The organism is Aneurinibacillus uraniidurans, from assembly GCF_028471905.1.
GTDB lineage: Bacteria > Bacillota > Bacilli > Aneurinibacillales > Aneurinibacillaceae > Aneurinibacillus > Aneurinibacillus uraniidurans.
This window is the reverse complement of record NZ_CP116902.1, coordinates 2,160,941-2,172,875: the sequence shown is the minus strand read 5'-3', so window position 1 is coordinate 2,172,875 and position 11,935 is coordinate 2,160,941. Positions and strand designations below refer to the sequence as shown.

General features: G+C 48.8%; 8 protein-coding genes. 6 read left to right on the top strand and 2 right to left on the bottom strand.

Going from position 1 to position 11,935, the window contains the following annotated elements; all coding sequences use genetic code 11:
- Positions 1-268 precede the first annotated feature (268 nt).
- Positions 269-1,375 carry a response regulator gene (locus PO771_RS10835; protein WP_272559690.1) on the top strand — a complete coding sequence of 369 codons (1,107 nt, stop codon included), beginning with the start codon at positions 269-271 and terminating at the stop codon, positions 1,373-1,375.
- Positions 1,376-1,428: 53 nt separating this feature from the next.
- Here PO771_RS10835 and PO771_RS10830 read toward each other — a convergent pair whose 3' ends face one another.
- Positions 1,429-2,253 carry a phytoene/squalene synthase family protein gene (locus tag PO771_RS10830; protein ID WP_272559689.1) on the bottom strand — a complete coding sequence of 275 codons (825 nt, stop codon included), beginning with the start codon at positions 2,251-2,253 and terminating at the stop codon, positions 1,429-1,431.
- 283 nt (positions 2,254-2,536) lie between these two features.
- Here PO771_RS10830 and PO771_RS10825 point away from each other — a divergent pair, with 283 nt between their 5' ends.
- Both PO771_RS10825 and PO771_RS10820 read left to right on the top strand, forming a co-directional pair.
- Positions 2,537-4,240 carry a methyl-accepting chemotaxis protein gene (locus PO771_RS10825; protein WP_272559688.1) on the top strand — a complete coding sequence of 568 codons (1,704 nt, stop codon included), beginning with the start codon at positions 2,537-2,539 and terminating at the stop codon, positions 4,238-4,240.
- A gap of 88 nt (positions 4,241-4,328) precedes the next feature.
- Positions 4,329-6,470 carry a DNA topoisomerase III gene (locus tag PO771_RS10820; protein WP_272559687.1) on the top strand — a complete coding sequence of 714 codons (2,142 nt, stop codon included), beginning with the start codon at positions 4,329-4,331 and terminating at the stop codon, positions 6,468-6,470.
- Between the two features lie 54 nt (positions 6,471-6,524).
- On the opposite strand, the gene PO771_RS10815 is transcribed toward PO771_RS10820, so the two are convergent.
- Entirely contained in the window at positions 6,525-6,689 is a 165-nt protein-coding gene (locus PO771_RS10815) for a YfhE family protein (protein ID WP_272559686.1), read from the bottom strand.
- 201 nt (positions 6,690-6,890) lie between these two features.
- Between PO771_RS10815 and PO771_RS10810 the strand changes: the two genes are divergently transcribed.
- The 3 genes from PO771_RS10810 to addB all read left to right on the top strand — a co-directional run bounded on the left by PO771_RS10810 (position 6,891) and on the right by addB (position 11,931).
- A complete protein-coding gene (locus PO771_RS10810) occupies positions 6,891-7,538 on the top strand; it encodes a nitroreductase family protein (protein WP_272559685.1) in 648 nt (215 codons plus the stop codon).
- A 100-nt stretch (positions 7,539-7,638) separates the two neighbouring features.
- Positions 7,639-8,364 carry an NAD-dependent deacylase gene (locus tag PO771_RS10805; protein WP_272559684.1) on the top strand — a complete coding sequence of 242 codons (726 nt, stop codon included), beginning with the start codon at positions 7,639-7,641 and terminating at the stop codon, positions 8,362-8,364.
- A gap of 54 nt (positions 8,365-8,418) precedes the next feature.
- Positions 8,419-11,931, top strand: coding sequence for a helicase-exonuclease AddAB subunit AddB (gene addB / locus PO771_RS10800; protein WP_272559683.1), 3,513 nt, complete (start codon positions 8,419-8,421; stop codon positions 11,929-11,931).
- The last annotated feature ends 4 nt before the right edge of the window (positions 11,932-11,935 follow it).

The window sequence follows — 11,935 nt, the reverse complement described above, 5'->3', positions numbered from 1 at the left end:
TCTATAAAGTAAAGTCTTCCTTACAATTTCGCATTATATCAGAAGCCTCTGAACAAATTCTGAACATAAAAAACCGGACATACTACCCTATTAAGGAATATGTTAGAGTAATAAATGATTGCGTAAAACTCTGACTGGATACGGAGCATTATACAGGGACAAAGCACACAAAAAAATTACAGAATATTTCAAGCGATAGAACGGATTATTATAGCTAATATTCAGTGCCTGGATAAACCTTTTATAACCGATCATGAAGGGGGAGACCATGAGGGCGATACTAGTAGATGATGAAGAAATGGCACTCGATGTACTAGAAATCTTGTGTAAGGAGGTTGGAGGAGTAACCGTTATCGGTAAATATAGCAACCCTTTTGATGCAATGAAGGCGGTACAAGAACAAGAGATCGATGTCGTATTTCTTGATATTGAAATGCCGGGCATCAACGGATTGAAAACAGCGGAAAACATGATGCAGATTAATGATCATGTGCATATCGTGTTTGTAACAGCGTATAACCAATATGCGGTGGAAGCTTTTGAGATTAACGCGATTGATTATTTGCTGAAGCCGATACGGAAAGAACGGTTGAAAAAAACGATTGAGAGACTCCGCCAAACCCCGACAGTTCAAGTAGAGCTACATAAAGAAAAAGAAGTACATCCGGCAAGGATTTGCTGCCTGGGCACATTTGCCCTCTATGATAAAGAAGGGCAACCGGTAAAATGGCGGACAAGAAAGACCAAAGAGTTGTTTGCCTATTTATGGTATCATCGTGGTCAAGCGATCCATCGTGATAAAATTATGCTCGATTTATGGCCGGATCTGTCAGGGGAGAAGGCCTCATCTCTTCTGCATACGAGTGTATATCAGTTACGAAGTACATTAAAAAAGATGAAATTTGCCCAGCCGGTTCTGTTCTCAGATGAAAAGTATGCGTTGAATGTACAAGAGCTGACGAGTGATGTGGAAGAAATCGAGCAAGGCATAAAGGAAAGCAGTACACCGATAAGCAATGCTTTGGTAGAAAAAATTTTGACCACATACAAAGGCGATTATATGGGCGAGGAAGATTTCTTCTGGGCAAGCGAATATCGAAAGCGAGTGCGAGAAATGTACATTCGTTTTTTGGAAGTAAGCACAGAAGATTGTCAGGACCAGAAAATAAAAGAGCGCTTATTACAACAGTTATTTGTTATGGACCCTTATCAGGATGAATGTTGTTATCGACTCATGAATCATTACATAAGTACGGGGGATATTTCCAAAGCGGTATCCTTGTATCATGATTTCGAAGAATTGTTGGCGAGAGAGTTACGAGAAGAGCCAGGACCGAAAATAAGAGAGTTATATATACAAGCTTCCCGTTTATAAGGAAAAAAACACAAAAACCGATCGCAGCTCCGATCGGTTTTTGCATTGTCTGTCTATTTTCCTTCGGTCACCTGGCTTACGAGGCTTTCTACAGCAGCCCGACTCAGCTTTTCCTCGCCTCGTTCTAATGCATCGAGTGTGCCGTGCGCGAGAAGAAGAGGGATGCGACAGAAAGTAAGCACCGGACTTGAATCAATGTCGCTCACATATTGATTCGCTAATTCCAGATTGCGCCTTGCATACGCAAACATATCGTCTCTTGTCCAGCCATCAGGAAAAAAGTCACTTCCCCGAACAAGATCTTCGTCACGATTGCGAATAATATTCACCGCCTGCAACCCACGGCCAAACGCGACAGCCAGTTCCGGATCCGTTTCCACCTCGCTGTTAAACCACTTCCACACTTCCGAGAGCAGGATGCCGACTAAGCCTGCGACATAGAACGTATAGTCGTCCAGATCTTCTTCGCTGGTAATCTTCCATTCCTTTGCCACCCAATCGGCCATTCCGGTTGACATAGTGGCGGTTGCTTTCAAAATATTTGGGGTAATGGTGGACGGGCTGAGCTTGATCCAATCGGCCAATCGCAAGGTAACGTCCGGTAACAGAGCGTGATAAGGCTGCAATAATTGTGTTAGGGCAGCTGCTTCAGCCGATTCTTCTAAAAGCGAACTGATGGAGCGCAGTAAGCGGATTTTGATATCGGAAGGAAGCGTCGGATGATCTTCTATTTCATCAATCGCTCTCATGCAGAGATACGCGGATGCAATCGCTTCTTGCAGTCCGGATGGTAAATGGTGAATGGGAATAAAGAACGTTCGGCTGGTTGCTAATAGCATATCCATTGCCTCTTTATGTAAAGTTTCTGTTTCTGTCATAAGGGTCGCACTCCTTTTTAATTATGCAGGTATTTTTAAGATACCCTATCTTGAGGAATATAGAAAGAGTGCCAGCATGATTCGTCTCATATTACAGCTTCTTTATCATAAGGAAGGGCGTGCTCCTGATTATAGAAGAGAAATATGTGAGAATGATGGTAAAGTTATCGTGTTTTGTGTAAAATTACATAATTGTTTCATAATGATAATAAAAACAGTTCTAAAACTTTAATCACTATTTTTATGGTATAAAAGAACTGGACAAAAGGGAGTAGTAGGGGAAATGAAGTGGACGATTGGGAAAAAGATCATTTTATGCATGCTTGTTAGTATATTCGGATTAGCCGGGGTTTTATCATGGATTAGCTATGTCACGACGAAAAACAATCTGATCGAGAGCATTAATAAAAAGCTCATCTCTGATCTTCAGTTAGGCTACAAGTATATCGACAAAAAAGTTCCTGGTGATTGGGAGATCGTAAATAATGAGTTATATAAAGGAACAGTGAAAATCAACAACAACTTTGAACTTGTCGATGAGCTTAGCGAGTTGACAGGCGGAAACTCTGTTACAATTTTTCAAAATAATACCCGGGTGGTAACCAACGTTAAAAAAGCAGACGGACAGCGAGCGGTTAACACGAAAATCACGCCGGAAATTGAAGATGTTGTCATAAAGCAGAAAAAGCGATATATCGGGGAAGCGAATGTAGTAGGTAAAATAAACCTGGCTGCTTATGAGCCGATTTTAGATGCGCAGGGCCGTGCGATTGGAATCTGGTATACAGGCGTTCCAGAAGAGCCGTATCAAAAGCTTGCCGAAAAAGCAGCGCTGCAAAATATACTGGTGGCATTTGTAGCGGCTGTTGTGTTTGCGGCTGTTTTTTCATTCTTTATTAAACGAATGCTGATTACGCCATTGGGAAAACTGCGTGATTCAGCCCAAGAAATTGCGAATTATAATTTGACAGCCGAGCTGTTCCAACCAAAGGGGAATGATGAGATCGCTCAATTAGGAAGGGCGTTCCAGGTTATGAATGAGAATTTAATCAAAATTGTGGACAGTATGATGCAGGAAGCAAACCATGCGTCACTCGCATCGCATGAATTGTCGGAAGCCGCTCACCAAACGGGAGAGTCTGCAAATCAGATAGCGGTAACCGTAAGTGAAATCGCGGAAAAATCAAGCGAGCAGGCAGCAGAAGCTACAAATATTCTCAAAAGTATGGAAGAAGCAGTAGAGAAAGCCGAGCAGGGGACAAGCTATGTGCGGCAGACGAAAGAAAACGCATTAGAAGCAACCCATGCGGCACATGAGGGAGAAAAAGCGATTAGGGAAGCCATCAAGCATCTGAGTTTGATCACTAAAACAGTTTCGTCGGCTACAGACTCGATTCAAAAGCTTGGCAGACGCTCCGATGAGATCGGGGGCATTATTACCGTCATTACGGATATTTCGAATCAGACGAATCTGCTGGCCTTAAACGCGGCCATTGAAGCAGCACGGGCAGGCGAAGCAGGCAAAGGGTTTGCCGTAGTAGCAGATGAAGTGAGGAAGCTGGCTGAACAATCGCATCATGCGGCCGAGAAAATTACGGACTTGATTACCGACATTCAGGCGGAAACATCGGTTACTGTGCGGGCTATGGAAAGTAACTTGCAAGCTGTAGAAGAGCAGGTTGATATCGTTCATACGGGCGGAGCAGCGCTGCAGACGATCGTGTCACAGGTAGAACAGACGGAGACGAATGTCGAACAAATTCAGGTGCTTTTCGCTGATCTACTGGACAATGCAGCTCGTTCTTTAGTTGCTATTAAAAGCATTACAGGATTGGTAGAATCGTCAGCGGCAGCGTCCGAGCAAGCAGCTGCATCCGCAGAAGAACAGGCTTCTACCGTAGAGGAAGTAGCGGCTACTGCTACCGCTTTGTCCGAGCTTTCGGAACGTCTGCAGAGCGACGTAGCAAGATTTACGGTTGCGAAATAAAGAGAAGGCTCCTGAATGCGCTCCTTGCTCGGTTTTGGTAAACCCGCTACAATTAAAACCGACACTAGAGAAACAGGAGATTGTATAGATGAAATCACTCGTACTAGCGGAAAAGCCGAGCGTGGCGAAAGAAATCGCCCGTGTGCTCGGCTGCACGCAGAAACATAAAAGCTATTTTGAAGGTCCAAAATACGTGGTCACCTGGGCACTCGGCCATCTCGTCGAACTGGCAGAGCCAGAAGACTACGATCCGAAATACAAGACATGGAAGCTGGAGGATTTGCCGATCATCCCGAATAAAATGCGGCTAAAAACCATTCGGGAAACATCGCATCAGTTCCGCGCCGTTTCACAGCTTGTAAAGCGGAATGACCTAAAAGACTTGATCATCGCAACTGATGCAGGTCGGGAAGGCGAGCTGGTCGCCCGCTGGATTATGGAGCTTGTGAAGTGGAAAAAGCCGTTTTATCGCCTGTGGATTTCGTCGCAGACAGATAAGGCGATTCGGGACGGATTCGCTCATTTGAAGCCAGGGCATGACTATGATAACCTGTATCAGTCTGCGGTTTGCCGGGCAGAAGCGGACTGGTTGATTGGACTGAACAGTACGCGGGCGCTTACAAGTAAATACAACGCCCAGCTGGCAGCAGGACGCGTGCAAACGCCGACGCTCGCGATGATGATGGACCGTGAGAAAGAAATCGAATCATTCAAGCCAGTCGAATACTGGACAATCGAGGCAAACTTCGGTACGTTTAAAGGGATGTGGCGTGATCGAGCGAATCAGGACAGCCGCCTGTTTGATAAAAGCCGGGCAGAAGCGATACGTGAGCGCGTCCAGAATGGACAGGGGCAAGTCATTCGTGTTAAAACAAGTGAGAAAACCGAACCGCAGCCGCTTGCGTATGATCTGACTGAATTGCAGCGGGACGCGAATAAGAAATATGGATTTTCTGCGAAGCAGACCTCAAATGTGCTGCAGCGTCTATATGAGCAGCACAAGCTTGTTACATACCCGCGGACGGATTCACGATACTTGACAAGCGATATGGTAGGAACGCTTAAAAGCCGCCTTGATTGTATTGAAATCGGCCCGTATGCCCCGCTTGTGCGTCCGCTTTTGAAGCTTTCGAAATTGCCGGTAACGAAGCGGATTGTGAATGATGCGAAGGTTACCGATCACCACGCGATTATTCCGACGGAGGAGCCGGTACGACTCGGTGAGCTGACGAATGACGAGCGCAAGCTGTATGATCTCATTGTACGGCGGTTCATTGCACTTTTCTATCCGGTGTATACATATAATAGTCTTCAGGTAACGGTCGATGTAGCGGGTGAGACGCTGCATGCGAATGGTCGGACGGTGACAGATGCAGGTTGGAAAACGGTATATGGTATGGAAGCTGTGCCAGAGGATGAAACGGACAGCGACGAGCCGGCCGATCAATCGCTTCCGACACTCACAGAAGGAACGAAGCTTTCGGTGGTGCGATGTGAGATGCGCAGTCAGATGACGAAGCCGCCGCTTCGGTTTACAGAGTCTGATCTGCTGACACGCATGGAGAAGCATAATCTAGGCACTCCGGCAACGCGTGCGGATATTATTGAGAAGCTGGTAAAGTCGGATACAATTGAACGGCAGGGTACGCGTTTGCATCCGACGAAGAAAGGCCAGCAGCTAGTCAAGCTCGTTGCCCGTGAGTTGCGCTCTCCAGAGCTGACAGCCAAATGGGAACAGGAGCTTGAAAATATTGCCCGCGGTCGTGGCAATGCCAGTCAGTTCCTGGCAGGTATTCGGGAGCAGACAGGCAAGCTTGTGACGGAAATTCGCACAAGTGACGTGGAATACAAGCCGCATAACGTAACGGGTTCGAAATGCCCGGAATGCGGCAAGAATTTGCAGGAGTTCAAAGGTAAGCGCGGTAAGCAGTTAATCTGCCCGGATCGTGAGTGCGGCTACCGCCGCGCTGCGGAAGCGCAAGTATCAAATCATCGATGCCCACAGTGCCATAAGAAGATGGAGATTCGGACCGGTAAAGCAGGTAAGTTCTTTCAGTGTAAGCCGTGCGGCATTGTTGAGAAGCTAGACGATGTAAAAGGCGTCGGAAAAAAGGTGAACAAGCGTGAAGAGAAGCGGCTCGTACAGAAATATGCGAAGGACGAAACGTTCTCATCAAGTCTGGGGGATTTGTTGAAGGCGGCGCTTGAGAAGCAAGGAAAGAGTGAATAAGAGTAGGAAAAAGCGAAGCCTGCTGGTGCAGTAAGTCAGCAGGCTTCCTACTATCTAGGAATGTTTCTCAGATGTACTTGTATGCGGATTGCGGGCGTGTGTCTGATTGCGGTACCCACCGGCCTGATCGGCTGCTTTAAAGTCATGGTTATACAGTACTTCCTGTGTTTTGGATAATTTATGCGGGCGTTCAGTGGGCCGCGATTGTCGGCTGCTCATCGTATACATCCTCCTTTAAAAAGTAGACTCCTTACCTATAATGGGTAAGGAGAGGAGTGTTTATTCATATTTTGAAAATGATTCCAGTACGATGGCGATATGAGGGCCGGGGAGACTGTATTCGAATGAGGCGGAATTTTGTTCTATAATACGATTGTTGACGTAGCATCTTTAAGAAAATGAGAAGTGAGGTTTTTTAACGTGGACTATACAGCATTTAAAGATATTATTCATGGACGACGGAGCGTTCGGAAGTTTACCGAGCAGGAGGTTCCGATCGCAGAAATTGAAGAAATTATGGATTGTGCGCGATATGCACCGAGTGATACGAACTCACAAACGTGGGAATTTATTGTGATTAAAAACAAAGAGACGATTAAAGCGATTGAACAAATGACATGGGACGCTTTGTATAAAAAATCGGAAGAGGCAGCACAGAGAGGATTTGAGAAGGAAGGCAAGCTGCTTACGCGCTCGTTTGGCCCGTATGCGACTGCTTTTGGAGATGCGCCAGTCCTGATTGTTTGCCTGGCTACTCCTTATACCTCCAAGTTCCGTGAGAAAATTTTTGATCCGGTGCAATTTGTACCTCCAGCTATCTGGGATGAGGAAGGAATTAAAAGCAGCTGTTTAGCGATCCAGAATTTGATGTTAGCAGCTCATGCACGGGGACTTGGAACTTGTGCGATGACAGGACCGATTCTACTCGCGCAGGATAAAATGGCGGAGTATTTGCAAGTGGAACCGGAAAAGCAAATCAATATGGTCGTTGCTCTTGGATATCCGAAGGATCAGCCGAAGAAGTTACCGCGCAAGGAAGTTAGTGAAATTGTGAAGTATATTTTGTAAGTCATTTTCAGTTTGAGAGCCTGTTGTTCTTATCGAGCAGCAGGCTCTTTTTCGTGGTAGGATAATAGAAAAACTTGTGATGATAAAAGGGGGACGGTTCATGCTTGCGAATCTGATCATGGAAGCAAAACATACGGTCATTTTTTCGGGAGCGGGGATGTCTACGGAGTCGGGTATCCCTGATTTTCGTTCGGCTACTCAAGGCATGTGGCGGCATAAAGATCCGGCGAAACTTGCGAGTACATATGCGCTGGAGCATAATCGGGACGAATTTGTCGCGTTTTACCGTGCTCGCATTGAGGGGCTTCAGACGTGTGCGCCTCATGACGGACATCGTATTTTGGCAGAGTGGGAGCAGAGAGGGCTTGTGCACTCGATTATCACACAAAATGTGGACGGGTTCCATGCGCTTGCCGGAAGCCGTTATGTCGCTGAGCTGCACGGCACGATCAGTCGCGTACACTGCCAGCACTGTGCCCGCGTCTATTCGGCAGTGCACTATCTCGAAGAAGAAGGAACGGTATGTGAATGCGGCGGCTTTCTTCGTCCATCTGTCGTATTATTTGGCGAGTCTCTGCCAGATGACGCGGTGGATATGGCTGAGCGGGAGACATATGCGGCTGACCTGTTTATTGTACTTGGATCATCCCTTCAAGTATCACCGGCAAATCTATTTCCACAGGTCGCAAAACGGAATGGGGCTAAGTTTGTCATTGTGAATATGGAGCCGACAGAGCTTGACTACTTGGCCGATCTCGTTGTGCATGAGCGGAAGATTGGCGAGGTGCTGGCAGAAGCGAACAAAATAATTTGTACGAACGAATGATCTGCTTTACAATGATAGAATGATAGAAAACGGAAAGAAGAGGAGGGGAAGCATGTGAGTTTACGAATTATAGCAGGTCGGGCAGGCAGCGGGAAAAGTGCGCATTGTCTCACAGAAATTCGGGAACAGCTTGCGATTTCACCGCTTGGCAGTCCGCTGATTTATATGGTGCCGCCGCAGATGAGCTTTCAGGCTGAGCAGACGCTTGCCGGGCAGCAAGGAATGATGCGGGCGCAAGTGCTGAGCTTTCGGCGTCTTGCCTGGAATGTGCTGCGCGAAGCGGGAGGACTGGCACGGATTCATATTGATAGCACGGGCATTCGGATGGCGCTGCGCCGAATTCTGGCTAATCATGCAGGTGAACTAAAAGTGTTCGGACGCGCCGCATCACGTGCCGGGTTCGTGGAACAGCTTGAAGGCATGTATTGTGAGCTGATGCGCTATAACGTAGGTGCAGCCGATTTGGAAGCGCGGCGAACTGCGCTGATGGAAACTGCTGAACAGACAGAAGGTGCGGGATTTCTGCCGGATAAGCTGCATGATATGCAGCTTATTTTTGGGGAGCTGGAGCAGATGCTTGCCGGGCGGTATTTGGACAGTGAGCATTATTTGCCGCTGCTTGCCTCCCGTCTGCCGGATGTACGTGCTCTCGAAGGGGCAGAGATATGGATTGATGGATTCGAGACGTTTACACCGCAAGAGATGCTGGTCATCGCTGCACTTTTGCGTACGGTGAATCGGGTGACGGTTACGTTGCCGCTTGACCGGATTTATGGAGAAGCAGACGGGCCAAATGAGCTGGATTTGTTTTATACACCGGCTGTAGCGTATGAGCGTCTTGTCCGGCTCGCACGGGAGAGTGGCGTACGGATAGAGGACCCGATTTTGCTGTCATCAGCCACATCGCCGCGCTACCGCCGCAATCCGGCGCTTGCGCATATAGAAGCACACTGGTCGGAGCGCCCTGCCCCTCCATATGAGGGAGAGGCAGCGACGATTATGCTACGTACGGCTGCGAATCGACGTGCGGAGGTGGATGCCGCAGCTCGCCGCATCGTGGAACTTGTGCGGGAGGAAGGCTACCGGTTCCGGGATATTGCCGTTGTGGTGCGTAATTTTGATGCCTATGAGCATGTGTTTACGACGGTGTTCGCTGATTATGAGCTGCCATTCTTCCTTGATGAGAAGCGACCGATGATGCACCATCCGCTAACTGAACTGATTCGCTCAGCGTTAGAGACGGTGCGCTACGGGTGGAAATATGATGCGGTGTTCCGTTGCGTGAAAACGGACTTGTTGCTTGTACCACAGGAGACGGAAGAGCTGTCTACGCTGCGCCATAGCCTGGATCGGCTTGAAAATTATGTACTGGCACACGGCATTGAGAGCTACCGCTGGACGCAGTCGGATTCGTGGACATACCGCATCTATCGTGGACTGGATGCGGAAATGGAGGGAAGCGATCAGTCGACGGATGAAGCTCGTATAGAACGTGAATTGAACGCCCTGCGCCACCGGATCGCGAAACCACTGGCCGATCTGGAAGAAGGTCTCGGAAAAGCGAAAACAGTGCGGGCGATGTGTGAAGCCTTGTATAATTTTTTACTTGCGTGTGAGATTCCAGACCGGCTTGAGACGTGGAGTGAAGAAGCACGGCTGGCCGGGCGGCCGGAACAGGCACGGGAGCATGGTCAAGTATGGCAGGCCATTATTACGCTCATGGATCAACTGGTAGAAGTGCTTGGAGATGAGAAATTGACGCTCGATCTGTTTGCCGATGTGGTGGACGCTGGGCTGGAAGATTTGACGTTTTCTTTAGTGCCGCCATCGCTTGATCAAGTATTGGTCGGACAAGTAGAGCGCAGCCGATTTGCGAATGTGCCGTGTGTGTTTGTGCTTGGAATGAACGATGGAGTGATCCCGGCACGTCCGCCCGAGAGTGGAATGCTGTCGGATGCAGAGCGAGAGGCGCTGACGGCGACGGGGATTGAGCTTGCACCGAGTGGGCGTCGTCGCATTCTGGATGAAGAGTTGATGCTGTACCGAGTGCTTGCTTCGCCAAGTGAACGGCTGTGGGTAAGCTGCCCGCTGGCGGACGAAGAGGGAAAGGCGCTGCTTCCAGCTCCGGCCCTGAAGCGCTTTGCTGAGATGATCCCGGGTGCCGATCAAGCATTTGCTGCTGATGAACCGGGTGATGTGTCCGAAAGTGAGCAGCTGTCATTTGTAACCGGGTCTGGGCGGGCCTTATCTCGTCTGATCGGGCTGCTTGGACAGTGGAACAAAGGGTATGCATTAGCCCCGCTCTGGTGGGATGTGTATAACGTGCTGTATGACCGGAACCAGGACGAGCTTCGTTTGCTTACGCGCGGGTTGTTTTATCGCAATGAAGAAGCGCGGCTGCCTGCCCGGATCACGAAGCGACTGTACGGCGAGACGATCCGGGCCAGCGTGTCGCGAATGGAAAAATACAAATCGTGTCCGTTTTCTCATTTTTCGACGTATGGCTTGAAGTTGAAGGAGCGAGAGTTGTATCGGCTGGAAGCCCCAGACATCGGTCAATTGTTTCACGCTGCACTTAAGATGGTCGGAGATCGATTGGTGGAGCAGAAGCGGGAATGGAGCAGCTTAGAAGCCGATCAGGCGCATGCGCTTGCAAAAGAAATGGTGACGGAGCTTACGCCGAAGCTGCAGAAAAATATTTTGCTTAGCTCGCGGCGCAATGAATACTTATCCCATAAATTGACGAATGTCGTAGGGCGTGCGGCGGCTGTGCTGGCTGCTCAGGCACGGCGCAGCGCATTTACGCCGCGGGCGCTGGAAGTCGCGTTTGGCATGGGGGATGGTGGCCTGCCTGCGCTCGAAGTCGAATTAGCAGATGGCACCCGCATGCAGCTAGTTGGGCGCATTGACCGGGTAGATGGTGCGGATGGGCCAGGTGGACTTTTGCTGCGCGTGCTCGATTATAAGTCAAGCGCAAAGGGACTCGCATTAGAAGACGTGTATTTTGGTCTGTCGCTGCAAATGCTTGTATATTTGGATGTTGTGCTGGAAAATGCCGAGGCATTTTTCGGGCAGTCTGCGCAGGCTGCTGGTGTATTGTATTTCCACGTCCACAATCCGCTGCTGGCGGCGAGTCGCCCACTTGCGGATGAGGCGATTGAAGCGGAGCTGCATAAGCAGTTTAAAATGAAAGGGCTTGTGCTGGCGGACCCTGATGTGGTGCGGATGATGGACAATCAGCTTGACACTGGGTATTCGGACATGCTGCCGGTTGCGTTGAAAAAGGACGGATCATTTTATAGCAGTGCCAAAGTGGCGACAGCGGAGCAGTTCACGCACTTGCGCCAATATGTGCGGACACTGATGCGCGAGATCGGGACAGAGATTACGGCTGGAGATGTTACGATTGCTCCATATTGGCGAAGGAAGCGAACTGCTTGCACGTACTGTTCTTTTAAACCGGTTTGTCAGTTTGATACGTTGATCGAACCGGGTGAATATAACGTACTGCGTGGTCCGGGCCATGATGTGATGTGGAATGAGATGGAGCGCAGAGGAGAGAGGTGAAGCG

What these genes read in the sequence shown, in the direction of transcription:
- PO771_RS10835 (WP_272559690.1), top strand. Translation starts at nt 269, where the DNA reads ATGAGGGCGATACTAGTAGATGATGAAGAAATGGCACTCGATGTACTA.
- PO771_RS10830 (WP_272559689.1), bottom strand. Translation starts at nt 2,253, where the DNA reads ATGACAGAAACAGAAACTTTACATAAAGAGGCAATGGATATGCTATTA.
- PO771_RS10825 (WP_272559688.1), top strand. Translation starts at nt 2,537, where the DNA reads ATGAAGTGGACGATTGGGAAAAAGATCATTTTATGCATGCTTGTTAGT.
- PO771_RS10820 (WP_272559687.1), top strand. Translation starts at nt 4,329, where the DNA reads ATGAAATCACTCGTACTAGCGGAAAAGCCGAGCGTGGCGAAAGAAATC.
- PO771_RS10815 (WP_272559686.1), bottom strand. Translation starts at nt 6,689, where the DNA reads ATGAGCAGCCGACAATCGCGGCCCACTGAACGCCCGCATAAATTATCC.
- PO771_RS10805 (WP_272559684.1), top strand. Translation starts at nt 7,639, where the DNA reads ATGCTTGCGAATCTGATCATGGAAGCAAAACATACGGTCATTTTTTCG.